This window comes from Dawidia cretensis (assembly GCF_018598175.1).
In the GTDB taxonomy this organism is placed as follows: Bacteria; Bacteroidota; Bacteroidia; order Cytophagales; family Cyclobacteriaceae; genus Ohtaekwangia; species Ohtaekwangia cretensis.
Window position 1 is genome coordinate 77,981 of sequence record NZ_JAHESE010000021.1, and the last position, 25,178, is coordinate 103,158.

The following is a 25,178-nucleotide window of genomic DNA, read 5'->3' on the forward strand; positions in this document are numbered from 1 at the left end:
ATACATGCATCCGGGTCCTTTTCTTTTGGCGGAGTAGTTCATAGTCGGACAAACAATGTCCGTGACTGAACGATCATTACCCGGGTTATCGCCGTGTATCCAGCGAAACGGCATCTGGCGTTCGAGTCGGGCGATTGGTTAGGTATTTGTTATACAATTTTTACCGGGTTTGTAACCTTCCCACAAATTACCGGTCTAATCATTATGGAGAACAAATACATCGTCCTGAAGAACATGGCGCAGCTGGGTTGCTGCCTGTTGCTCATTTTTGTTAGTACGCGTGTTACGCTGGCCCACAATGGCGCCAACGCCCTGGTATATCCTCTAAAAAACATCCAGGTCGATGGCGACCTAAGCGACTGGATAGGAGTAAAGAGGCACATATTGGCCCTGGCACAATCTGACGTAAAGCCCCAGAACGCTGAAGACTTCTCCGGCTACTTTATGATCGGCTACAACCTGGGGGAAAAGACCCTCTATGTAGCGATCGAGATCACGGATAGTGATTATGTCGTCGATACTACCCGGCAGGTAGGCTGGAACACGCAGGATGGCGTGCAGGTATGCCTCGATGTTCGTCACCTCATAGAAGGCTCGGGTGTTACCGCGTATAGTTATTCCGAGACACGAAAATATGTCGATGCCAACAAATGGGATGCTGCTACAAAGCAAATCGTGTGGGACAAAGCAGACATAAAGATGGTCCGGAAAGGCAACAAGCGGATGTACGAATATAAGATCTATTTGGGCGAAGCGCTGCAGCCTGGGCGCTCTATGGGGTTTGACATGCTGGTGTTTGATAAAGATGCCGACGGTTTTGGCTGGAACGCCTGGGGTGATGGCGAAGGCAAATACCAGAACTCCCATGCACTCGGTGATATTGTTTTTATGAAGGAAAATGAAAAAGGGGGGACGCTGACCGGGCAGATGAAAATCGTAAATACCCACAAGATCAAAGTACCGGCACGGTTGCGGTTCACGGCTACCGCGTCGCCCCAGACGTGGATCGTCACCTCGGTCGACTCACTCGGAAACTACTCCACACAACTACCGGGCGGCAGCTATACCGTGGCACTTTCCGATAAGTATATTCCCGAAGAAGCCCACGTATACACCCTTGCGATGCCTTCACATCCCAACGTAAAAGTAAAGCCCAGCGGCCTCGTAAAGATTCCGGCATTTAGCGCCACCGTTACAGAAGCACCCGACCTGGTTCCCGACAAAGGTGTTATGCCAACGTTTGACAATCAGTCGCCGAGTACAATCGATAACTTTATCGAGACCTATCAACAATACTATAAAATCCCTGGCGTGTCGCTGGCCCTGATAAAAGACGGCAAGGTAATCTATCACAAAGTATACGGTGTCAAAAACAGCATGACCCAGGCGCCGCTAAGCGACAGCACCCTGTTCGAAGCGGCCTCCATTACCAAACCCGTCTTTGCCTACGCCGTACAACGCCTCGCCGAGCGTGGACTCATCGACCTCGACAAACCACTCTATCAATACCTGCCGTTCAAAGATATCGAGTACGACGACCGGTATAAGCTCATCACCGCGCGCCATGTAATCACCCATCGCACAGGCTTTCCCAATTGGCGCGACGGAAAACTGGTCATAAACTTTACCCCCGGTACGCAGTTCGGCTATTCCGGCGAAGGCTTTCAATACCTGCAGGCGGTCGTAAAAAGCATCACCGGCAAAAGCACCATACAGATGTTAACAGAAGAAGTACTGGACCCGCTGGACATGCACCACACCTTCTTCGCTAAGAACGCCCGCCTGATGAAGCTCGTATCCACCGGTCATTTTAACAACATCCCTTCTTCCGACGATCCGACGGAGGCACCCGGCATGGCGTTTAGCATGCATACCGAGGCACTCGAGTTCACGCACTTCATGCTTCAGCTCTTAAATCAAAAAGGCCTATCGCCTGCCACCTATACAAACATATTGAGCGAACGCTCGCCCTATCCTCAAAAGGATGGTGAAGAGAAGCCCAAATACAAAGTATACATGGGCGAAAGCCTGGAAGTCCGCGAATCACCGTTCGGCCAGGTCTTCGGCCACGGCGGCAACAACGGTGACTTCCGTTGTCAGTTCGAAGTGTATAAAGACGCCAGGATGGGGTATGTGATCTTTACTAATTCCAGCACGGCGTATCCGTTGATTGAAAAAATGCGGTTATTGCTGGTGGAAGGGAAGCAGTAACCTGGACAACTCTATAAGCAAATAACTGGCGCGAGGTTCTTCCGACCGACTGCATCTGGTTCAAGTCTTCCGACCGAAGGGAGGGCGACTTGGACCTACCATGGGGGGGAGTCTTCAGACTCCCAGCGGTAACGTCGTAACCTGCGCAACCATATAACCACCCTGGCTCACTTCCGCACAAAAACTGTTCAACTCCGAACAATCCTGAACACCCGACCGTCTTTCCAAGCGCCTGGAAGGCCATTTCCCAACTGGCACGATTATTATTCCTACATTTAGATAATATTAAACCCTTCCATGAAAAAGTATCAGCTAGGGGAATTCGAAGAAGTGGTCATACTCACCATTGCAGTCTTGAATAACGAGGCGTACAGCGTTGCTATCAAAGACGAGATCGAGTCGCGGATGTCACGCAGCGTTAGCATGGGCGCGCTCCACACTGCGTTGAAACGCATGGAAGAAAAAGGCTACTTACGCTCCTACGCCGGCGAGGGAACCGAAGAACGCGCCGGTCGCCCCAAGCGCTATTTCGAGATCACTGCGCTGGGCAAGCGCGCGGCACAATACGCCCGGGATACACGCGAGGAGCTCTGGCGTGCCATTCCCAAGTCAGTATGGCAAGTAAACCTGGGAGGGTAACACATGGAAAAGAAGACGACAACGCCACCCGTCCTGTTCCTGCGGTTCTTCCGCTGGTATTGCCACCCAGACCTGCTCGACTACATCGAAGGCGACCTGCTCGAAGTCTACGACAGGCGTGTAAAGAAACTAGGAAAGCGCAAAGCCGACTTGAAGTTTATAATAGATGTCTTGCTGCTTTTGCGGCCGGGCATTATCCGGTCACGAAGACGTCAACGAACAAACCCATACGGTATGTACAAAAGCTATTTTAAAATCGGGTGGCGAAACCTGCTTGGTAACAAAGCCTATACCCTCATCAACATGGCCGGGCTGGCGTTGAGCGTAGTGTGCGCCATTTTTATATTTTCGTTTGTACGGCAACACCTCGCCGTCGACAACTTCCACCGATATCCCGAGCGCACCTACCGCGTCGTTACCGAGCTTCACCGCGATGTGGTCGCGTATCAAAGCAACGTGCCTTCGCCACTCGGTGCGCACTTTCGCAACGACTATACCTATGCCGAGAAGATCGCCCGTGTCTATACCGAATCGGATGCGCTCATCACACTCCGAAAGGAGAAGGAGCTTGTAAAGTTTAAAGAAACGGGCGGCATCGCATTCACCGAGGCGTCATTTTTTGAGATCTTTCACTTTCCACTGCTAAAAGGCAAACCCGCTGCCGCCCTGACGGAGCCCAACACCGCCATACTCACCGAGCGCATGGCCCGAAAATTCTTCGGCGATAAAGACCCGATCGGTGAAGTGTTTTGGTTTCAAAACCGCTTTCCTTTTACAATCACCGGCATCCTCCAGAATCTACCCGCCAATACCGACATTCGCAGTGAGATCTTTGTATCATACCCATCGCTCCAAACATTCGACCCCTGGTTGGCCGACGACACAGACGGTTGGGGTGGTATCAGAGATGGTATGAAATGTTATGTTGTCTTGAAGCCCGGCGTTCCGACGGCACAGGTAGAAGGTGTATTGTCTGCCTATGTAAAGAAATTCCGCCCCACCAGCAAGAACGTGCATCACTATAAACTGCAGCCCTTGCACGATATACACTTTAATGCGCAGTACGGCGGTCCCGTGGCGAAAAGCAAGCTGTGGGTGATCCTGATCATTGGCGCCTTTTTGATCATTACCGCATGCGTTAACTTTATTAACCTGGCCACGGCACAGGTACTGCGACGGTCGAAAGATGTAGGCGTCCGAAAAACATTGGGTAGCTCCAAAGGCCAGCTCTTCGGACAGTTCATTGTTGAGACTGGACTGATCACCTTCGCGGCCATTGCCATGGCGGCAATGTTGGCCTATATACTCTTCCCGTACATCAATGCCTTTTTTCAAACACGCATACAGATCGATTTGTTCTCCGATCCAACGTTGCTACTCTTTATGTTGAGTGTAGGCGTCGGCATCACACTCCTGGCGGGCTATTACCCGGCGGCGGTGCTGGCGGGCTTTCAACCCGTTGCTGCTTTAAAGGGAAAGCTGTTGCAGCAACGCCGGGGTGGATTCAACACTCGACGTACACTGATCGTCGCGCAGTTTGTCATTGCTCAGGTATTGATAATCGGTATGCTGGTAATTATGAATCAAATGCGCTTCGCCCGGCAATCCGATCTTGGATTTGATAAAGAAGCGATTGTTATGGTTACCGTAGGCAGGGACTCCACGCGTACGATAGCCACGACGTTAAAAAATGAAATTGCCCGTATACCGGGTGTGGAAAAAATCACGCTTTGTTACGCGGCACCGTCGTCCAACATCGACTGGGGCAACTCGATCCGGTTTGAGGGCAGCACCGAAGAGGTTAACTTCCGCACGAGTATAAAATCGGCGGACGCCGATTATCTATCAACCTTTGGCCTCACCCTGGTAGCCGGTCGAAACCTCGTACCGTCCGACTCCGTCAGAGAAATGCTGGTGAACGAAGTTATGGTCCGCAAGCTCGGCCTGCCTTCCGCCGAAGAAGCGCTCGGCCGGCATATCGCCGCCAACGGCGGTCGGATGAAAGGCGCCATTGTCGGCGTACTGAAAGACTTCCACGACAAATCGTTTCACGAAGAGATCAGCGCGGTACTCATAACAACCTACACCGAAGACTATAGTAGCTATGCCGTTAAGATCGATCTGGCGAATGCACGCACTATTCTGGCCACTATAGAAGATAAATGGCTTCAACTACATCCCGATCAATTGTTCGAATACGAATTCCTCGACGACAGTATCGACGGATTCTACAAGGCCGAAGAAACAAGCCTGAGGCTGATCCAGACCTTTTCCTTCATTGCCATCTTTATCGGCTGCCTCGGACTTTACGGCCTCGTATCGTTTATGATCGCACAAAAAACAAAGGAGATCGGCATCCGCAAGGTGCTGGGAGGTACCGTGTCCCACATTACCTGGCTCTTCGGAAAAGAATTTATACAACTGATTGTTATTGCCTTTCTGATCGCGGCGCCCATCGGGTGGTGGAGCATGCGACAATGGCTGCAAGACTATAAATTCCAGGTACCCCTCGACGCAGCCACATTTTTCTGGGCGCTGGGCGGCTCCTGTTTCGTGGCGGCGTGTACCATTGGTTACCAGGTACTAAAAACTGCGGGCACCAATCCGGTAAAATCATTGCGGACGGAATAAAAACGTTAGCGGGTCGCTAAGCCTTATCTATTTGCGCCGGGAATCTCTTCGGTTAGCACCACGTTGTCGTGGCGATCGTAGTAGGTGCAGGTACGCAGATCCATGCGCACGATCCACTTGTTAACTCCCAGCGCCGCACACTGTGTACAAAAGGTAGGGAAGTCGGTTTTACCTTGCTGGTGTGCCCGAAGATCTGCTTCGAATTGTTGAGGATCGATGACATCGGCAATTACCTGAGCCGTATACCGTGCCGGTGCCGTCGTTTCGTATCCATCCGTACCGTGGTATACGGTGTGACCATCGGCGATCAATGTCTCATACCATGCTAGCCCGAAGGCTTTTAGGTTCTCGAAATACTGCGGAAAATCCGCGCCGCTTTTAACCTTCGCATGCGCGGCCCTGATCTGTTCCAGCGTAAACATAAATGCTTGATTTTTTACGATGTAAAGGTCGTTGCCGCGAAGGGCCCGGATTGTAAAAAATCGTTTTTCTCAGCGTGACTTCAAAAAGAATGTGTCAGGTGTTTCGCCCGTGATCTGCTCGTGCTTCCGCCAGCTGCTCTTCAAAGACCAGTAATTCCGAGCGAAGCATAAAGTTGTCGAGGGACACACTCTCGTCAAAAAGCTCATGCAGCGGCATGTTAAAAAATGGCGCGGCTCCGGCCTCTTTAAAATAGACCAGTACTGTGCCGGTATTTGCTACGTTGCGAAATACCCGTGGCGTTTCGTGCAGTCCCGTAACGCCCGCAGTAGACAAGGGATGTATATCGGCATCGTGAACACGCACCAACCGCCCGCGGTATTGAAAACCGACGACCAGGTTTGTGCCGGGTAATACCTTATACTCTTTCGTCTCTGCTTCTTCGGAGATTATAAAAGAAGCAACGTAGGGCTGTAACGCATCACACGGTATGTAGGTCGCAACAGGCAAATCGATGTGGGTTGTAGACAAAGATACAGCATTCTGGGTATTGTAACTTTGCGAAGGCGCCGGAACGGCATAACAATACACGCTGGGTTCCGGCTGCTTCGTGGCAACTTCTTTCGCTGTGTATACATACCGTACCTCCGGACCCCGGTAGCCTTGTCGTGATACGTCCGGAGCCTGGACAACATCTTCGACGATCACCTTATTCGCCAGTTGTGCTTTATGCTCTTCAGTTTCGTCACCATCGTTGCCATCACCAGAAGTTTTATCCTTCCCTTGCAATGCCATGATTTTGGCCGCGCCGAACCTTGGCACTTCCTTGATTTTTCCATTTTCCCGAAACGATCCATATTCGATCCCGATGGAGAGCATTAACGTCCAACGATCATCGGGTGGGAGCACATCCATGGCCAGTTCCAATGTTGTACTTTTCATGCCTTCCAATGAAGGGTTCCAATCCGTCGACGTCTCTATCGAATTGTATAACCGGCTATACCAATCGGGTGGCAGATACTCCCTGGAAGGTATATCAAACGTTACGTCCGGCACAATACCGAGCGTAACCGTCAGGCGAAACATGGCATGGTTGTTCTGCGGAAAGTAATTGATATCGCGCAGCAGCTCAGGAATATCAATGCGTGCCGAACGATTGGCGCGATCCATCGTATAATATACTGGCGCGCGCACAATGGAGTCGAAGCTAGGCGCTTTGCGAACTGTCGAAAAACCTTCCAGTAAGCGTGTATGTTCGGAGAGCGTGATGCGACGGCGCCCCCATTCGCCGGTGCCATCGCGCAGTTGTACCTGGCGCATCACACTGTTGATGTCGCTGCCGAAATTATAGTCTGATAGATGTCGGATTTGAAGCATGGCCATTCGTACATAGCTGCCGTGCCGTGAGCAGCCACCAAATTCCGACATGGTGCGGCGCGTGTTCGCAAAACTGGCGCCCGTTTTAATTTTTTCGCGGCTTGGGCCGCCTTTGCGTCGAACGACGATCTTGTCGACGCCGCGCATGCGATACGCGCTGAACATGTCCAACTTGCCGGTAAAGGCGAACGGTCCTTCGAGAAAAGGCATAATTGCTTGGTTTTAAGGTAACGAGAGGGTTTTAGACAACGGCCAAAATTCAACGGTGTCCGAATCGAATGTACAAAAAGACTGACATTTGCCTTTATGTTGGATAATTTAAATTTTAAGTAAAAGACTATTTATAAGGGATGTTCAATAGCAATATAACTATTCAATATCTATTAGATTAGACTTAATGAACTATTGGATATCTATTGAATATCCTGGAAGCTGAAAGACATAATACCGGATTTTTCGGGTTCTTTTGACGATACTGACGAAAAAATCTAAAAATTGTCTTGACCTACCGCCTGGCAACTGGCGCAAGCTCCATACCTACGCTACCGCCGGGCGCTCAAACCTTGCGCCGGCATGCAAGATTTACTGCCGTATAACGAGGTATATTGATGGATGATTGCCACAAAAGCTACAAACTAATTTTACATTCATTCCGCCCGACTGTATATTGGTTATAACTCCCGACCTATAATTTATCACTATGACCTTCAGGCCCCGCTTCGACTCTACTCTTATTCTTCGCGTTACACTCTTCATCATTCTCATTGCACATAGCATCCCCGGTATGTTTAACGGTGGCGTGCAATCTTTTGGTCAGGACTATCTGAATGCTATAGGCTTCGCGCCTGTGGGCGTACCATTGGCCTGGGCTATTAAGCTTTCGCATGTAGTATGTGCGGTGGCGTTGTTACTTCGTCGCTACGTTTGGGCCGCTGCTATTATTACGATCGCCATTCTGGTCATGGGGATTATCCTTGTACACTACCCGGAAGGTTGGTTTGTTGTCGGCGGCGGACGGAACGGGATGGAGTATAATGTGTTGTTAATTAGTGTTCTGGTCTACCTGATGTTGATTGAACGGAAATAATTCACGCCAGATACCACCCTGGACTTCTTCGTTCAACGCCAGCCGCCATGTGATTCCCTCCTTCCATCCTTTGCCTGGCAAAAAAAAGATAATTGTCGCCGGTGTCATATAAATTGCCCTGTTGGCCGACTAACAGACAAAATTGTATGGAAAAACACCTGCTTGAGCAATATCTGGCCGATCACCACCGCGAAGCCTACCTGTGGGCGCGGCAGTGCTGCCGGTATGACGACGAGCAGGCCAAGGACGTACTGCAGGCGACATACCTGAAGATCTGGGAGGGGCGTGCTCATTATAACAACCAATCCAGCTTCCGCACGTGGCTGTTCGCGGTGATCCGCTACACCGCTCTGGACAGCCTGCGGGAGAGGCATCCGACGATCGTTGACGAGCCTGGCGACCACCTGGGGCTACACGCCGCAGAGCCGCCGGACGAGTCCATCGACTACGAGGCGCTGTTGCAACAGCTGCCCGCGCGACAAGCCCAGGTACTGCTGCTGGCCTTTTACCACGACATGACACTGGAAGCCATCGCCACGGTGATGGATATCAGCCTCGGTACCGTACGCACACACTACGACCGCGGTAAAAAACAACTCAAGGAACTGCTTTCACGAACCAAGGTACAAGACCATGGAAGACGATAAAATACTCGAATCCTTTTTTGACGGCATGAAACAGGCCGACGCGCAACGCCCCGTGCCGCCGCTCGAAAAGCCTGTGCCCGTCAGGCGCTTGTGGCCATCGGCCATACGCTATGCTGTTGCTGCGGCGGTAACGATCCTGATGGTTGCTGTGCTATACACGGTGCGGCAAAAGGGACAGGAACAGACCGCACAAACGAAAGATGTCGTGATTGAGGTAGGGCAGGAGGGTACCAAAACCGGCTCCCTGGTGGATATGCCCGAACAAACCTTGTCGGAGTGGACATCCCCCACCGGCTATTTGGCAGAAGATTTTTAACAAGACTATAGATAAAAGAAGAAGTTATGAAAAAACAAACGCTCATTTTGCTCATGCTGCTGGCGGCGACTTACGTGGTACCGGCACAAGATATATTTCAACAGAAGCTTTATGCGCCCGAGCTGGTATTAAAGTATCGCGAAGAGACCGGGCTTTCAAACGACCAGGTCGAGAAGATCAAAACGTTGTACAGCAGCGAGCTGACGGTCTACAACAACAAAAAATGGGATCTCGACGCGGCCATGGTGAAGCTGGAGCAGATGATCTCGGGGCCCTCGGTAGACACCAAGGCTGCCAACGCCCAGCTGGAAAAGTGCCTGACGCTGGAAACAGAGATCAAGAAGATGAAGCTGTCGATGCTGATCACCATCAAAAATCTGCTGACACCGGCGCAGCAAACCAAGCTCGATGCACACAAAGACGAGCCCATGTCCGAGAGCTCCATCACCACATCGCTAAACGACAACCAACGCGTGGTGGTGCGGGTGCGCCAGGGTCCCGAGGCCGGTTCAAAGAAACCGTTGTATGTCATTGTAAACGGTGATACCAGAAAGACGGCCGATGATATGCCGGCCGATATAAATCCCGACAGTATCGAGAGCATCGAAGTGTTGAAAGGCGAGTCCGCTGCCTCGGTTTATGGCAAGTGGGGAGAAAACGGTGTGATCATTGTTAAGCTCAAAAAGAAATAACCGGATCACGGTTGGATAGTGGAGAAAGGCCGCCCTGCGAAGGCGGCCTTTCTTTTGCATGTCTTACGACAGCGGTACGGGCGAAGCTTTTGCCGCCATAACAGAATCTTTCTCGCCGATCTGCTGACGCCACATGGCATAGTATAATCCCTTTTCCTGTAGCAGGGCTTCGTGCCGGCCCGACTCGATGATGTTGCCGCGCTCGAGTACAAAGATCTTGTCGGCGTGCATGATCGTCGACAGACGGTGGGCGATCAGAATGGTGATGTGGTCGCGTACGGTAGAGACGTCGCGTATCGTCTCCGTAATTTCTTCTTCGGTGATCGAGTCCAGCGATGACGTTGCTTCGTCAAATACCAGGATGTCGGGTTGACGCAGCAGGGCGCGTGCAATGGAAAGGCGTTGCTTTTCGCCTCCGGAGACTTTTACGCCGCCTTCACCGATTACAGTATCCAGGCCTTTGTCGGCACGGGCCAGCAGCGACTGGCAAGCGGCTTTTTGCAATACGTCCATACACTCGGCGTCGGTTGCGCCCGGGCGCACAAACTGCAGGTTTTCGCGGATGGTGCCGGAGAACAGTTGTGTATCTTGCGTGACGAAGCCGATCTTCTCGCGCAAGGCATCTAAATTAATATCCTTGCCGGGCACGGTGTTGTACAGAATGGCTCCTTCCTTCGGCGGATAGAGGCCTACCAGCAATTTGACGAGCGTCGTTTTACCCGATCCCGATGGACCGACAAAGGCAATCGTCTCGCCGGCATGCGCCGTAAACGATATACCTTTCAACGCCGCCGTGCTGGCGGAAAGATGTTGGAAGCTTACGTTATCAAATCGAAGTGTGTTGATCGTACCTACTTCTATCGGATTCAGTGGCTTGGCTTCTTTCGGCAGCGTCAGGATGCGGTGGAAGTTTGCCATGGACACCTCCGCTTCGCGGTATGCCAGGATCACGTTGCCCAATTCCTGTAATGGGTTGAAAAGGAAGAACGAGTAAAACAGGAAGGTAAAATATTTACCGGCCGACAGCTCGTTGTCGAAGATCAGGATGAGCAGAATCACCACCATTACACTGCGCACAAAGTTTACCGTCGTGCCTTGCAGGAAGCTCATGCCGCGTACAAACTTCACTTTTTTAAGCTCCAACCCGAGGATCTTGTAGGTCGTGTTGTTGAGTCGCTCAATTTCCTGCTTGGCCAGTCCGAGGCTTTTCACAAGCTCGATGTTCCGCAGCGATTCCGTGGTAGAGCCGGCCAACGCGGTGGTCTCTTTCACAATGTCTTTCTGCACTACTTTGATTTTGCGGCTCAGCGCCCAGCTGGTGAGCGCGATAATGGGAATGGCGGCAAAATATACCAGCGTCACCTTCACACTCACGGTAAGCGAATAGATGATCACAAAGACCATGGCGACCATGGACGAGAATAAGACGTTGATAAACGAGGTGATAAATTTTTCCGAGTCGATACGCACCTTTTGGAGAATGCCCAGCGTCTCGCCACTGCGTTGATCTTCGAAGGTTTGGTAGGGCAGCTCCAGCGAATGCTTCAAGCCGTCGGCGTACATGCCGGCGCCCGACTTTTGTACGATGATGCTGGTGAAATAATCTTGCAGGTTTTTGGCAATGCGCGATACCATCGCGGCGCCCATCGCCAGGGCTACCAGGTAGAGCACGCCCCGGATAAATTCCGCCCGGCCCAGGGTGTCGCGACGCTCAATAAAGCGATCGACGATACGGCCCGTAATGTGAGGGTCGAGCAACGAAAAAACCTGGTTGACGGTGGCGAGAAGTAAAGCAATGGCAATCAGTCCCTTATAATTCCTAAGGTAGTGTAGCAGTAGTTTCATGGTGGTATGTAGGCCTAACGGGCAGACAACATGGGCAGAACGATAAAAATTTCCAAACCGAAGAAAAAAATTGCCTTTACGAGCCGGAAAAACACCACAGCAGGGCTCCTGGCTCTGAAAGCATCCAGCAAACGCTACCGACTTTTCAAAAAAAAACAGATGTTCCGTATGGAATCTGCCGCCGGGCTGCATCCTGGTATAAAAAAACGATATGAAAAACAGCGTTTCTTTATCCATCCCCCGGCCGTGCGCTGAGTCCTGGAACAGCTTCACCCCGACGCCCGAAGGCGGGTTTTGTGGCTCTTGCCAAAAGACCGTTATTGATTTTACCCGCATGAGCGACCGGCAGATTCTGGACTATCTGGCGAAGAAACAGGCCCATACCTGCGGCCGTTTCCGCGCAGATCAGCTGAAGACGTATACGTTCCCCGAGCCGAACAGCATCCGCCCGGGCTTTGCGTTATTGCGTGCTGGCATACTCGGCTTGTTATTAATATTTACCACTCGTCCCGCGGGCGCTAAGAATACTGTCCCGGTGACGCCTACCGTAGAAATGACGCAGCGCACATCGCACCCCGGTGTCGGGGTAGAGACGATGGCGCGTGCAGAACGATGGGTAAAAGGTGTTGTGCGTGACCAAACGGGAGAGCCCATGCCGGGTGTGTCGGTCATCCGGAAAGGAACAACCCAAGGTACGGCTACGGATGTCTACGGGCGATTCGACTTTCCCCACAAGCTTAAGGCTGGAGATGTGTTGACGTTTAGCTTTATCGGCTTTACCTCGATCGACTACGTCGTACCCGAAAATGCGCCCGGCGATGTTAAAGTTTCCCTGACGGTTGACATTTTACTGGAGATGGATGCTACGATCATGGGCGAGCTGGTGTCGGATGCGCCCTATAGCGACACGCCGGTATCCGTCGCCCCGAAACGCTAACGATATACTTTCATGCCGGTGTTGATGCGCATCTTATTCCTTGTGATATGCAGCCTGCTTGTGCCCGCGGCTCTGGTGGCACAGCAGGCGCATGTCACTCGGGTGCGGTGGGCCAGGGCCGACAGCGTCGCTGCGTGTTATCCGGGTCATGCGGTGACGGATCTAAAGGTTCTTTCCGATAAGCTAACCCTGCCGTTGTCGACGGATGCCGAGAAGTTTCGCGCTATTTATACCTGGGTTTGTACCAATATTGAATATGACTACACCCTGTTTAAAACCAATCAGCGTCAAACGTTTAAGCTGAGGGATAATCCGGCAGCATTGGCGGCGTGGTGGCGTCCGTTTAGCCAACGGGTGTTCCGCGTGCTGGTCCGCCACCATCGAACGGTATGTACGGGCTATGCCTATTTGCTGCGAGAGCTGGCGCATCATGCAGGCATCCGTTGTGTGATGGTACACGGGTATGGTCGCTCGGGGCAGGTGAACGTCCGTGGTGAGGGCCATGCAAATCACTCGTGGAATGCCGTGCAGCTAGGCGGGCAGTGGTACTTATGCGATGCCACGTGGTCCAGTGGTTCGATCGACACTTCCCTGGGTATTTTCATAAAAGACTATAACGACAGGTATTTTCTGGCCGAGCCAGCCTTGTTCGCCCGGAATCATTATCCCCTCGATACCGCTTACCTGAACCTGCGTGAGAAACCTTCACTGCATGACTTTCTCTATGCGCCAATTATCTATAGCAATATTTACGACTATAAGGCTATGCCGTTGATTCCATCGACCTTTGATGTCGAGGTTGTGAAGGGGGAGCCTGTTATGTTCGAGTTTAGAAAAGGAGAGGGTGCGGTAATGGATCGCGTCTCGGTGCGGAAGGGTACTTTGTCGGAAGATGTTACGGTGGTTCCTGTCGACGGTTCTGATGATCGTTATTGTTTTGATTATACTTTTAATACTCGTGGCCGGCAGGTTGTTCATATTCTGATTGATGAGCGGTATGCCTGGACGTATACCGTGCAGGTGCAATGACTTTCGGAAAAAAGAAGGGCTGTCTTTTTTTTAGACAGCCCGTTGATTTATAGTATTTATTACCTGGGAATGAACTCGTAGAATTTCTGCGGGTAGGTTATTCTGCTGGCCTGAACAGCACCCAGCCCGAGAAAGCCGCGGCCGTCAACCGTAAACGACGTTCCGCTCCACGGCATGCCCGGATGTGGCGGTGTAGTGGTGTGCCATTGTTTTGCGACAGTATTAAAAATATAGAGACGGTTGGACGGAGGTGTATCGACCCATGATGTTTGGCTGTCTGTGTGTGCCGATCCTCTTTCGAGGAAATAGCCGAGCTTGCCGATGGTGAACAAATACGAGAGCTCCTGGCTCGGAGCACCTGCCAGGGAAAGCGCAGGAAGGTTTTCGATCGTTTTAGTCGCAGGGTCGAACGAGATCATTTGAATTTCGTCATACTTGTCACCGCGTTTTATGGCGAGATAGGCCTTGCCGTCGGCTTCAAATCCGCCCATAAAGTAAAAGTACTCGTCTTCTGCATACATGGAATAGTGCACGAGCTCCCATGTATCGCCGGCCTCATTATATTTGATGATGTACAGGTAATTGCCATTGATGGCCGCCTGTGCATAATAGGTTTCTCCATCGATCATAAAACCATAATTGAAAGATCTAAGTGTAGGTCTTTCGATGGCGTTAAAGGTGTTTCCGAGTGGGTTGTAATAGTAGAGTTCCTGCGTCGGTTGGTCGAGGAAGATCAATCCATTTTTTGCGGGGGCAGTTTCGAATTGGATTTGGTTCAGTTTGTCTTGTGGCGATAGCGCTGTCCAGGTTCCGGTGGCCGGATCGAAGGAATGTACGTCGTCGTAATTTTTAGGATCGTACGTTACACTGAGTTGATTTCCACGGACTACATAGACCTTATGTTCGACGGTGAAGGCACGGGCGTCTACCCGGCCCGTGCCCGGAAAGGATGCCACTTCTGCCCATGTACCGTTTCCGGGGAATATGGCTATTTTGCCTACAGTGATGGAAAAATCGCCGAATGTGACTACCACCGTTGCGGAATCTCCCGTGATCTCCGGTATGGTGAACAGGATGTTGCTTTCTGTAACCCCACTGGTAGACGCCGCTGTGCCGTTCACGGTGACCGATGTCAATCCGCCTTTACAGATATGTTCGCCTTTCAGTGTCAGCGTCTGACCGGTATAAGCCCAGGTGTTTTCGAGCGTCAGGGTAATCGTTGAGGTATTGCAACCATTTTCGTCTTCGTTTGGATCTGCTTCGTCCGAGCAGGAAAAGGCAACGAGTAAGGCAAGGAGCCAGGGATAATAAATTTTCTTCATACGAAATAGATTAATGAAGGCCGAAGATAGGTCTCATCGGTCTGTTGAAACACGTCATTTTTCCGGTATCGCTGGTGCGTGTAAGAAAATGGACTAACGTAGTATAGTATATCTATGCCGTTGTAACAAGATTCAGGGTGAGCAGTATTCAGTCCGTTAGATCAGGCTATACCGTGGCCGGGCACGGAGGACGAGTGGGAGCGGGTGTGAGCGGAAATAAAAAAAGAGCGGAGAGTTACTCCGCTCTAAAGAGGTCTTTGGTACTATAGTAACCGTGTGTTACTGGCCGGACACGTTGGTATTCTTCATGTCGAGGGCGAAGTCTTTGGCGGTCTTGGCGGTCATGATGTCCATGAAGTTCAGGGCGCCGTTGGTGGTGGTGCCACCGCCGGTTTGGAACTGGGGTACGATCGCGCCGGTATATTTACTGAAGGCGTCGGCCCATACCTTTTGTACTTCTACCTGAGCTTTCAGTTTCATTTCAAGGGCACCGTCGGCGCGCATGATCCTGGCGCGGGCGTACGCCTGGGCGTCGGCCAGCTCTTTGATCTTTTTCGCTTCCAGGATGGAGGCATCGTAAGCAACCCGCTGTTGCAACTTTTCCTGCTCCGCTACTTTTACCTTGGTCTCAGCTTCTACTACCTGGCGGGTTTGTTCCTGCTTTTGCTGGTACTCGATTTCCACCAGGGCTTGCTCACCTTTTGCTTTCGCGGTCAGCGTTTGCTGCTGGGCGGTCATGAGCTCTTGCTTCGAGATGGACGACTTGGTTACGGCGTCGATGATCTTCTTCAGCTTTTCGTCCACCTGGTCTTCGTAGTCCACGTCGGTGATGGCGGCATCCGCTACAGTGATACCATACTCTTTGATCGACGACTGCTTACGCTTGGGCGCGGCAGTCTTTTTGTCGTATTGGATCTGCGTCTGGTATACGCGCTTCGGCTCTCTTTCCAGCGAGTCGTATACGATGTTCTCCTCTGTCTTCAGCAGGTAGACACCTTCTTTGAGCTGATCCATAAATTCCTGCGCCATTTGCGCGCGGCCACCACCGTAGTGCTTTTCACTGCTCATGAGCTGTGCAGACGACTGCAAGCACTCCTTGGTGTAGGGCGCCAGGCGTTTTACGACAAGCGACTGTGGTGTGCGGTGCGTGTTGTGGATCAGGATCATCTCCTTCTCGTCCGAAGGCAGAATGAACTGGGTGATGCCTTTCACGTTGGCCGTGGTGGCATCGCTGAAGCGGACCATGATTTGACCGACTTCAATGCCGTTGTCTGCGATATCGAGTTGGGCGTTTTGGTCCTGGTATGTTACCGAGATCTGGTTTGGCCATTCTTTTTCTTTGGCAAAGAAGCCGGCGTAGAAAATGCCGGGAGCAAACTGTACGATCTGCTCGCCCGTGGTGCGCTCGACAACGGTACGGTTACCAGCGTCGTTCCACGAGAATGGATTTAGGGTCAGGAAAAAGATGAGTGCCAGAATGGACACAACGCCGATAATAATGGCTCGTTTGGTAAAAGGATTCATGTTTGTTTGTTGTTAATGGTTGTTGTTAGGTTTGTTTTCGTTTTCTTTTTTGTTTTGGAAATGGTTTGTCAGCAGTAGGATCACAGCGTACCCTACCAGGCCGAACACAGCCAGAAAGCCGACTGCCAGCGCGAGTCTGATCATATAGTAAATTGATTTGTGAGGTGACAAGAATGTCGATGTGTGTTGACGATCCAACACGGTATGCCGGCTAGCGCCGGACGTAGAACGGTATGCTCCGGGAATTGCCTGCTAAAGTTGAAAATGGTATCAGTTTTGTTATCATCTAATGTTGTGTATATACTTCTATTCTATACACTCCCATAAACGTGTGGGGAGTGGTGCGGGATGCAGGTTTGTCGTACTATTTTTATTTTCAAGGCGTTGGTTACCTTATAGGGCTGTCCATGGGGCACGTTCGGGAGCGTACAGTTTGTTTCGCTTATGGACAAGAAAAGCCATGAAATGAGCTAATTGAGGCGTAGCCAGGTGGATAAAGCAAAAAGGCAGCTCCATGAGCTGCCTTTTTTTGTCTATATGCCGACTATTTACAGTCGTATCCGAATGTCTGGACGGGCACGCCGTTAAAGGTTCGGGTCTGCGGAAGGTCGTGGTTATTGTAGGTGTACAAAACCGTTATATCCTCATCATCGCCATCTTTATCTATGGCTCCATTCTACATCTTCACCATTCCCGTAGCCGTCCATCTGTGTAATGTTGTCATTGGTGTAGGTAAATACTGCGGAGTCAAGTCGTGCACCTTCCTCTCGCATGGAATGATAGCCCCAGCTGGTGATGCGGCCGCCGTCGAGGTGGTAGAGATAGTAGTGCTCAGCCTCAAAGTCGGTATATTGGGAGTAATACGTTTCGGTAAAGGTATTGGTACCGTAGGTAAAGATGGTATAGCTGACCATGTTGTCACCGATGAAATTATTTACACGGCTACGTTTGCTGTTGGCATACACGAACTCTGACCGGTCGTGTGTATCACGTTCTTCAACAAAATCCGGGTAGTTAACTGTCGCCACTAAGAAATCGTCTACGTAGGGACATATTTTGGGGATGAAAAATAATACCCTAAAGATGTCCCAAAGGGGCCGTGTTTTGCATGCAAAACACGGCTGTACCTTACATTCGTAGAGAAATAGTCTTTAAAGATCAATCACACACGTATTCGAAATTCAGCGTTTGAGCATCCTCCGTGAAGGTCAGGGGGAGATTGTTTCCGTTATACGTATAGCTATACTGCGATGTGTAATCGGAACCGTCGCTATGATATTCGATACTCTTGATATTGTTCTTGCTACGGCTGATGGGCAGAAAACCCATTCCGTGATAACCGCTCACATCGATCAATGCATGCGGGTTGATCTTGTCATCGTACGTATAGGTGTAATAATACTGGACCTCGTCGGTTGTTGCCCCGTAGCCGTCCACGCGGGTGATGTTGTCGTTCGTATAGGTGTAGCGGATGGAGTCATAGACTTCCGTGCCGTCGTTGATGTAGTCGACCGTCGCAATGATGCGATCATCTTCCAGGAAGTGGATGAAGTAGCGCGGCTGGCGTTCTATTTCGCCGTCAATCTCGTACACAAATTCGAGGGTTATGGTCGGATCAGGGTATTCGATGGTGTTGTATCCGATCAATTCCACGTCGTCGTTATACATGTTTACACGCGTGCGCTTGCCGTCTGCATAGATGTATCCCAGCATGAATCCCGGCGTACCACCGGTGGGGGGGGATGTTACCGTGTTTACGGTACCATCCGTGTTGTAGGTAATGTACAGGAGGCCTCCAGCCCCCGCTAACTCGGAGGGACGACAGTCTTGCTCGGGAGGAGGCGCTACGGTCACGGTCACCGTGTAGGTTTGCTGGCTGTCATCTTCTGCCGTCACGGTATACGTAATGGGGTTCGTAAAATCCTGCGCTGCACCAGAGGCGGGAGTTACCGTTGCTGTTTCCGCGACGGTTACGGTCGGTATCAGGGAGGTGACGTTGGTTCCGGCGGGTACGGTGGCTGTGATGGTTTTCGCAGTCTCGTCGATCGCCGCTATTACGGCAGGGTCAAGACCAGCAAAAGTAAAAGCAGTGATGCTTTTGTTGTCGTCTTTTGGGTCGGTGTTTTCGCCGTCGTCGTCCGAGCATTGGAAGCTGGTTGCGGCACATGCTGCCATGAGCAGGTAACATAAAATTCCCTGGATTCTTTTGTGCATGGAAAGGATGTTTAGGATAGACTCGAAAGGTACATCTTTTCCCGAATCGTTTATGGCAAAAAAGGGGTGCTACCTTACACGGGAAGCGTTCCTGGATACAATGGAGTTAATTAGTCACAAGTGTACGAAATGGTCTGTGTCGGATCTTCCAGGATGCCGCCCCAGGTTATCGCCCGTGTGATGGGGAGTCCATCGCTGTCATACGTGTAGGTGAAGTTGTCGTGGTCGGTGTGCTCGCCGAAGTGGAACTCCATGCGGGTGACGTTATTTTTGCTGATGTTGATGGGTTTGAAGTATTCGTCGTCTTCGTCGTTTAGCCCCGCCAGCTTGAAGGGGTTGGTTTTATCGTCGTATGTGTATAAGAAATAGTTTTCAATGTTCTCGCTGCTGCCATAGCTGTCCTTTCGGGTAATGTTTTCGCCGGTGTAGGTAAAGACGACCGAGTCGCGTCGTGCCAGTCCGTTGTACGGGTTGTGATCGGCCCACGCCGTGATCCGCGTGCCATTCAGGTAGTAGGTGATGCGGGAGTCTTCTTTAAATTGATTGGAGACTTTGGCAAAGTGGGATTCCGTGATGGTGCCACTGCCAGACGTAAACGTTTCATAAGCTTTTGTCGCGCCGCCCTGCATCGTGTTTATGCGTGTAATATTGCCGTTGGCATAGAGGTAGGACGACTGGTAGCCGGGGGTGTCGTCTTCGGTATAGTTTACGGTCGAGATTTTTTTGTCGGCGTTGTAGGAAATGGTTAGCGTCGATGTGTAGCCGGGTAACGTGGTCGGTAAGCAGGAGACTGTTTGCTGGCCCTGGTCATCATCCTGGGAACAACGAACGCTCGCAATGGCAGTGGTGGCCAGGAGCATGTAACAGGTGAATCGGTTTTTCATGGTAACGTGGTGAAGCAGGTCAGGATTTTTACAATGGTGCTGTAATGCAATTACGGGTTTCTTGGTGAGTATAACGGTGATTTATACAGAATAAATATAGGCGGGATATACTATATGTTAGTATGTATATTTTTGGTGTTCCGATTTATACAAATTGCTTCACTTGGTTCTACCTGCCGGCAGGGCTAACACCTGCGCCAGCAATCTTAATCCGACGCCTGCTTACATGGCGTTGGTACAGTAGTTCTTCCGGGTTTACCCGGTGTTGATGATGATCCTGAACGATCTTTGGAATGCACACACAGTCGAGCACCCGAGGTTGTTGTTCGGGTGGTAAGAAGTAAGTATGATGAAGGGGAAGAAAAAGCCTGCCTACCGGCAGGCCAGGGACTTGCTAGTTTTCAGCAAGCTCCTTGATTTTTTGCGTGGCGTTGTCACCAAATTCTTCGGAGGAGTCGAAGTAATCCTGCCCTTTGGACAGCACCTGGAAATCGCCAATGGTTACATGCAGCTCGGTTTGTCCACCTGTTTCTTGCAGGGTGTATGTATAGGCGATGTCGTAGGCCTCGGCCGGGTTCTCCCAATCGGAATTGTATAGGTTTAGTTTCAGGCGTTTGTGCGGTTCGAAATCGGTAACGGTCAGTACCACAGACTTATCTTTCATCGTCCATTTAATCTCGGTACCGCGTTGCAGCGGGGTATCTCCAAAGTCTTCGGGCAGGTCGTCCCAGCCGCGGATAAACACGGGGAGTGTCAGGATATCCCACACATCGGCCGCCGGTGCGTCGATGGTTATATCCCTTTCAACAATCAATTGTTTGCTCATGTATCGTTTTAGCGTTATCGCCCCCATTGGGCGGTTGCCCCTGGTCTGTGGCCTCGTAATGTTACGATACATTTTGAAAAAAACGTGTACGTATTTATGATTTACGCGTTTTTTTTCCGGCGGCCCAGAGGATGGCATTGCGAACCAGCACGTTATAGGCCGGGTTCCGAAACAGGTTGGGGTGGTGGCCCATCAGAATATAAATATTTCGCGCCTTCATGGCCGGGTTGGTCCAAATAACCGGGTGGTCGCCCATGGTCGTATCGGTCCTGGGGTTGTATGTCGATTCGTCTACGCTGGCCAGTACATGTACATTTGGCCGGGGGTTTTTGTCGTAGGTATACCACTCCTCCTTGTCGACCACAAACGTAGCCGGCAGGTCGTGCATGGCCGGGTGTTTTTTATCTTCTACCGTTACGCGCCCCGACACGAGCCTGGCCACATAGTTTTTCCACCGGATGCCGCCCATGAACCCGGAAAACCAATTCCACATGGGGTAGCCGTCAAACTCGCCCAGCAACGTGGCGTGGTGAAAGCCGACCCAGCCGCCACCGTTGCCTTCGGCAATATATTTTTCAAATGCCGCTGCCGCGGTTTCCGTCCAGGTATAGGGCGGGTAGTTCAGTTGGATGAAGACCTGGTATTGGGCCAGGTAGGCATCGTTGATCTTGTCGGTGTTATTGATGACGTCGAAGGTGAAGTGATGCACGGCGGCGAGAGAGTCGAGCCAGGCGAGGCCGGCGACGACGTAGGGCTCGTGAATGCCGCCGCGCTCTGTCAGGATGAGGGCGCGGAAGGTTTGGGCGTGGGAGAGGGTTGTGGCCAGGACGAGGAGGCAGGTGAGGTTACGGATCATGGTAACAAGAAAAACACAATCGACTACTATTGCCAGCCTCTTGTGTAAAAACGGTGGCCTAATCGCCACCGGGCACCGCGCCAGATTGAAGACGGGCACCATGACAGGCACAAGTCTCCGCCCGGGACGGGCTAAGACTTGCGCCAGATGTGCACTACGTTATAACCGATCTCCAATTCAGAGAATATAATCGGTGCTTAGGAAGTTGGACTCGTGGTTGCGGACGATGTCGTTGATGAGCTTTACGTTTGTGTCGGTCATTTTGGTGGCGACCAGGGAGCGGATCGAGAAGGAGCGGAGAGCGTCGTGTACGGAGAGGGTGCCTTCGGCGCTGTCTTTGCGGCCCGTGAACGGGAAGGCGTCGGGGCTCCGTTGGCTTTGGCTGTTGATGTTGACGCGGCTTACCTGGTTTACCAGCGGGTCGATGAGGCCGGCTACTTCTTTGGCATCGTTGCTAAAGATACTTACCTGCTGACCGTGGGGCGACTCGATGAGGTATTCAATGACTTCTTCGACGTCGTCGTACGGCACCACCGGAATGACGGGACCGAACTGTTCCTCGCGGTATAGCTTCATGTCTTTATTTACCGGGTATACGACGGCCGGGAACACAAACGACTGCGCGGTAGCGCCTCCGTTCTCGTTGACCACGCGGGCGCCAAGGGCTTCCGCATCGGCAATGACTTCCCGCAGGTAGTCCGGTTTGTTGGGCTCCGCTACGGGCGTGATGTTGACGCCTTTGGTCCACGGCAGGCCGATGGTCAATTTAGATACGGCGGTACTTAGCTGGGTCAGGAATTGATCGGCGATGGCGCGCTCTACGAAGACAATTTTGAGCGCCGTACAGCGCTGACCGTTGTAGGAAAGTGTGCCGGTGATGATTTCGCTCACGGACAAAGGCAGGTCTGCATGTTTCGTGACGATGGCGGCGTTCTTGGCGTCGAGGCTGAGCACGGCGCGCAGGCGGTTGATCTTCGGATGGCGCTTCTTGAGGTCGTTGGCTACTTTGCTGGAGCCGATGAAGGCGAGCACGTTGATCTTGCCACTGGCCATGAGCCCGGGTGTTACGTTGGCGCCGCGACCGTATACGGTGTTGACAACGCCTTTCGGGAACGACTCCTGGAATGCCTTCAGCAACGGATAGTGTACCAGCGTGCCGTGCTTCGGCGGCTTGAACAACAGCGTATTGCCCATGATGATGGCGGGAATGAGCGTGGTGAACGTTTCGTTGAGCGGGTAGTTGAAGGGACCCATGCACAACACCACGCCCAACGGCGAGCGTCGTACCTGCGCCACCACGCCTTCGCGGACCTCAAACTTCGACGACTGACGGTCGATATCTTTCAACTCCTCGATGGTGGCGTTGATATACTCCACCGTGCGATCAAACTCTTTTGCAGAATCGGCATGTGACTTGCCGATCTCCCACATGATGAGCTTCACCACCAGGGTGCGTTGCTCGCCCATCTTCTGTACAAACCGTTGCAGGCATTTAATGCGGTCGCTTACACTCATGGTGGGCCACTCGCCGCGACCGTTGTCGTAGGCCGCCAGGGCGGCTTCGAGCGCTTCGTTGGCTTCTTTTTCGCCGCCGATGGGATAGGTACCGATCAGCTTGCGCTGAAGACCCTCCGGGGTGGAAATGTATACCGGCGAATATACCTCGCTGACGGGGCCGTCCCACGGTATAAGCTCACCACCACGGAGGTACTCGCGCTGGTGGATCGGTTCCAGGCGGAACTCCTCGGGTATCTGCTCTTCTTTTACAAAGAGCGCCCCGATCTGTTGTTCAAAATTCATACGTTGGGGTTTATATCACGGGCAAATAACTGCCATTTCTCCTGCATTAGTTCCGGGCGAGTTGATTTTCATAATTTTTTGTTTGAATTGTGCTATAAATTTCGACCCCTGTGGACGCTCAGGCATACATGGCGTCGACCTTTTCCAGGTATTCTGCCAGCGGCATGCTGTTGCGCATCGCGGTCATGGCGGCGGTATCTTGCCCTACGGGTGTACGGAATTCCTGGTTGGCGCCTGTGGCCACGGCATAGATTTGTTCTACAATGTCCTGCGGTTGCGTGAGGGGAAATTTTTTGTTTTTGACGGCGTCAAAGACTTTGTTCAGGCGTGCGTTCACGACGTCGTAATCGCGGATGGTATCGCTTGTGGGCAGGTTGATTTTGTTCGTGAAGTCGGAAGCAAAGCCACCGGGTTGCACCAGGCGTAGGTGTATGTTGAAGGGCTTCAGCTCATAATACAATCCTTCGGTGAGACCTTCCAGTGCAAACTTCGACATATTATACAGTGAGCCCAGCGGTACGGCCGAGAGAAACCCCATGTATGAGCTGATGTTGATAAACATACCACCGTTGTTCGCCCGGAAGTGCGGCAGGAAGGCACGAATGACGTTGATCACGCCGCGTACGTTGACGGCATATTGATGATCGATCGATTCTTCTGATACCAGCTCCAGCGCGCCATATATACCGTGGCCGGCATTGTTCAGGACGACGTCGATCTTGCCAAAGGCCCCGATGGCGGTAGCGGCGGCCCGTTGTGCCTGGGCGGGGTCGGTGACGTCCAGCGAAATCACGCGGATATTGGGATTCTTTTGCAGCTCGGTTTCTTTTTCGGGAGAACGCATGGTGGCGGCTACCTGCCAGCCCTGGTTTGCAAAATGAAGTGCCGCGGCGCGGCCCAGGCCCGTGCTGGTGCCGGTGATGAATACTGTTTTCATGTTATTTTTCTGTTTTTGTCAGACGAAGGTATGGCGCAATTGGTATACATTTGTAACCGGTATACTGTTGTATACCGGTAGAAACTTTTTTGAACGATGCCGCGTACACTGCCGAAACACGCCACTGCCGAGGATATGAAATATGTACAGGATACACTGTACGTGATCAGCGGCAAATGGAAAATGATGATCATCCTGGCTATCTGCGCCGGGAATAATCGATTTAAAGAAATTCAACGGGCGATTCCGGATATCACGCCGCGGATGTTGTCGAAAGAGCTAAAAGAGCTTGAGCAGAATAAGCTCGTGGTTCGTAGGGTGTATGATGAGTCGCCGGTGTTGATTGAATATAGTACGACGCCGTATTGTAAGAGTTTTGGAGCGATTATTCATGAGATGATCCGGTGGGGAAGGGAACATAGACGGGTTGTTAAGGCTTCGCTCGCGAACGATTAACATTACGATATTTATACTATATTGGTGGCTTAATTGTTCTGTAATGGCCGCTATGGATTCTGTCTTTCTGCGGGAGAAGCTGGTTCGTTTGGGTGATGAGCGTATTCTGAAATTGCTTACGTTGAAGCATGTGAAGAATCCGGTGTTTCCGTTGGCTGTGGAGGAAGCGCGGAGGCGGAATCTCGATGTTTCTGGATTGGATCTTTCGGCGATGGTGCCGGTAGATGAGCCGCGTACAACGGATGGGTTGGAGAAATGGAATTGGGCGGCGTTATTTTTAGCGCCGTTATGGACATTGGTTTATCGGTTGGACCGAAAATGGACGATACTTTGCTGGTTGGTTCCTGTGAATATTTTTGTTGTGTTTTACCTGGGGGCTAATGGCAACAGGCTTGCTTTTGAGAAAAGCGATATCAGGAATGCGGCGGATTTTATGAAGGTGCAGGAGATTTGGGTGCGGTATTTGATTGTAGGAATTTCTATTGGTTTATTGATGGAGGTGATATCTCATTTTCGGGCGCTGTAAAT

Annotated in this window: 24 protein-coding genes; 11 read left to right on the forward strand and 13 right to left on the reverse strand. The window is 51.5% G+C overall.

Translation table 11 applies throughout. The annotated features are described in order from the left end of the window. The first annotated feature begins 204 nt into the window (after positions 1-204). The 3 genes from KK062_RS18895 (at position 205) to KK062_RS18905 (ending at position 5,481) form a co-directional block, all read left to right on the forward strand. Positions 205-2,211 carry a serine hydrolase gene (locus KK062_RS18895; RefSeq protein ID WP_254085904.1) on the forward strand — a complete coding sequence of 669 codons (2,007 nt, stop codon included), beginning with the start codon at positions 205-207 and terminating at the stop codon, positions 2,209-2,211. Positions 2,212-2,508: 297 nt separating this feature from the next. Next, complete coding sequence (locus KK062_RS18900; RefSeq protein WP_254085905.1) at positions 2,509-2,850, forward strand: PadR family transcriptional regulator; 342 nt, start codon at positions 2,509-2,511, stop codon at positions 2,848-2,850. A 3-nt stretch (positions 2,851-2,853) separates the two neighbouring features. Then, positions 2,854-5,481 carry an ABC transporter permease gene (locus tag KK062_RS18905; RefSeq protein ID WP_254085906.1) on the forward strand — a complete coding sequence of 876 codons (2,628 nt, stop codon included), beginning with the start codon at positions 2,854-2,856 and terminating at the stop codon, positions 5,479-5,481. 23 nt (positions 5,482-5,504) lie between these two features. Here KK062_RS18905 and KK062_RS18910 read toward each other — a convergent pair whose 3' ends face one another. Both KK062_RS18910 and KK062_RS18915 read right to left on the reverse strand, forming a co-directional pair. Then, positions 5,505-5,903: a DUF1398 domain-containing protein gene (locus KK062_RS18910; RefSeq protein ID WP_254085907.1), complete on the reverse strand. Its 399-nt coding sequence runs from the start codon at positions 5,901-5,903 to the stop codon at positions 5,505-5,507. Between the two features lie 94 nt (positions 5,904-5,997). Next, entirely contained in the window at positions 5,998-7,488 is a 1,491-nt protein-coding gene (locus KK062_RS18915) for a DUF6597 domain-containing transcriptional factor (protein WP_254085908.1), read from the reverse strand. Between the two features lie 490 nt (positions 7,489-7,978). On the opposite strand from KK062_RS18915, the gene KK062_RS18920 reads away from it, so the two are divergent. From KK062_RS18920 to KK062_RS18935, 4 genes are all read left to right on the forward strand, one after another. Next, positions 7,979-8,365, forward strand: coding sequence for a DoxX family protein (locus KK062_RS18920; RefSeq protein WP_254085909.1), 387 nt, complete (start codon positions 7,979-7,981; stop codon positions 8,363-8,365). A gap of 146 nt (positions 8,366-8,511) precedes the next feature. After that, on the forward strand, positions 8,512-9,012 hold the full coding sequence (locus KK062_RS18925; protein WP_254085910.1) for an RNA polymerase sigma factor: 501 nt from the start codon (positions 8,512-8,514) through the stop codon (positions 9,010-9,012). Further along, complete coding sequence (locus KK062_RS18930) at positions 8,999-9,328, forward strand: hypothetical protein (protein WP_254085911.1); 330 nt, start codon at positions 8,999-9,001, stop codon at positions 9,326-9,328. Before KK062_RS18925 ends, KK062_RS18930 begins: the two co-directional genes overlap by 14 nt. A gap of 26 nt (positions 9,329-9,354) precedes the next feature. Continuing rightward, on the forward strand, positions 9,355-10,020 hold the full coding sequence (locus tag KK062_RS18935) for a Spy/CpxP family protein refolding chaperone (protein WP_254085912.1): 666 nt from the start codon (positions 9,355-9,357) through the stop codon (positions 10,018-10,020). Positions 10,021-10,083: 63 nt separating this feature from the next. Here KK062_RS18935 and KK062_RS18940 read toward each other — a convergent pair whose 3' ends face one another. Continuing rightward, positions 10,084-11,865 (reverse strand): ABC transporter ATP-binding protein, encoded by a 1,782-nt coding sequence (locus tag KK062_RS18940; RefSeq protein ID WP_254085913.1) that lies wholly within the window; start codon positions 11,863-11,865, stop codon positions 10,084-10,086. A 211-nt stretch (positions 11,866-12,076) separates the two neighbouring features. Between KK062_RS18940 and KK062_RS18945 the strand changes: the two genes are divergently transcribed. Continuing rightward, positions 12,077-12,802 carry a carboxypeptidase-like regulatory domain-containing protein gene (locus KK062_RS18945; RefSeq protein WP_254085914.1) on the forward strand — a complete coding sequence of 242 codons (726 nt, stop codon included), beginning with the start codon at positions 12,077-12,079 and terminating at the stop codon, positions 12,800-12,802. A gap of 24 nt (positions 12,803-12,826) precedes the next feature. Next, the gene (locus KK062_RS18950) at positions 12,827-13,831 is read left to right on the forward strand and encodes a transglutaminase domain-containing protein (protein ID WP_254085915.1); all 1,005 of its coding nucleotides are present in this window, start codon (positions 12,827-12,829) and stop codon (positions 13,829-13,831) included. Positions 13,832-13,890: 59 nt separating this feature from the next. Here the strand turns inward: KK062_RS18950 and KK062_RS18955 are convergent, their stop codons facing one another. The 10 genes from KK062_RS18955 to KK062_RS18995 form a co-directional block, all read right to left on the reverse strand. Further along, positions 13,891-15,153 carry a hypothetical protein gene (locus tag KK062_RS18955; RefSeq protein ID WP_254085916.1) on the reverse strand — a complete coding sequence of 421 codons (1,263 nt, stop codon included), beginning with the start codon at positions 15,151-15,153 and terminating at the stop codon, positions 13,891-13,893. Between the two features lie 279 nt (positions 15,154-15,432). Then, positions 15,433-16,677 carry a flotillin family protein gene (locus KK062_RS18960; RefSeq protein WP_254085917.1) on the reverse strand — a complete coding sequence of 415 codons (1,245 nt, stop codon included), beginning with the start codon at positions 16,675-16,677 and terminating at the stop codon, positions 15,433-15,435. 12 nt (positions 16,678-16,689) lie between these two features. Beyond that, the gene (locus tag KK062_RS30775; protein WP_262899258.1) at positions 16,690-16,821 is read right to left on the reverse strand and encodes a hypothetical protein; all 132 of its coding nucleotides are present in this window, start codon (positions 16,819-16,821) and stop codon (positions 16,690-16,692) included. Positions 16,822-17,336: 515 nt separating this feature from the next. Further along, the gene (locus KK062_RS18965; protein WP_254085918.1) at positions 17,337-17,705 is read right to left on the reverse strand and encodes a hypothetical protein; all 369 of its coding nucleotides are present in this window, start codon (positions 17,703-17,705) and stop codon (positions 17,337-17,339) included. A gap of 130 nt (positions 17,706-17,835) precedes the next feature. Continuing rightward, positions 17,836-18,891 carry an SGBP N-terminal domain-containing protein gene (locus KK062_RS18970; RefSeq protein ID WP_254085919.1) on the reverse strand — a complete coding sequence of 352 codons (1,056 nt, stop codon included), beginning with the start codon at positions 18,889-18,891 and terminating at the stop codon, positions 17,836-17,838. 110 nt (positions 18,892-19,001) lie between these two features. Then, positions 19,002-19,775 (reverse strand): hypothetical protein, encoded by a 774-nt coding sequence (locus KK062_RS18975; protein ID WP_254085920.1) that lies wholly within the window; start codon positions 19,773-19,775, stop codon positions 19,002-19,004. 394 nt (positions 19,776-20,169) lie between these two features. Then, positions 20,170-20,601, reverse strand: coding sequence for an SRPBCC family protein (locus KK062_RS18980; RefSeq protein WP_254085921.1), 432 nt, complete (start codon positions 20,599-20,601; stop codon positions 20,170-20,172). Positions 20,602-20,695: 94 nt separating this feature from the next. Continuing rightward, positions 20,696-21,457, reverse strand: coding sequence for a ThuA domain-containing protein (locus KK062_RS18985; RefSeq protein WP_254085922.1), 762 nt, complete (start codon positions 21,455-21,457; stop codon positions 20,696-20,698). Positions 21,458-21,634: 177 nt separating this feature from the next. Beyond that, positions 21,635-23,257, reverse strand: a complete 1,623-nt coding sequence (locus KK062_RS18990) for an NADP-dependent glyceraldehyde-3-phosphate dehydrogenase (RefSeq protein WP_254085923.1) — start codon at positions 23,255-23,257, stop codon at positions 21,635-21,637. Positions 23,258-23,375: 118 nt separating this feature from the next. Continuing rightward, entirely contained in the window at positions 23,376-24,194 is an 819-nt protein-coding gene (locus tag KK062_RS18995) for an SDR family oxidoreductase (RefSeq protein ID WP_254085924.1), read from the reverse strand. A 96-nt stretch (positions 24,195-24,290) separates the two neighbouring features. Here KK062_RS18995 and KK062_RS19000 point away from each other — a divergent pair, with 96 nt between their 5' ends. Continuing rightward, a complete protein-coding gene (locus tag KK062_RS19000) occupies positions 24,291-24,650 on the forward strand; it encodes a winged helix-turn-helix transcriptional regulator (protein ID WP_254085925.1) in 360 nt (119 codons plus the stop codon). Positions 24,651-24,702: 52 nt separating this feature from the next. Next, entirely contained in the window at positions 24,703-25,176 is a 474-nt protein-coding gene (locus tag KK062_RS19005) for a hypothetical protein (protein WP_254085926.1), read from the forward strand. The last annotated feature ends 2 nt before the right edge of the window (positions 25,177-25,178 follow it).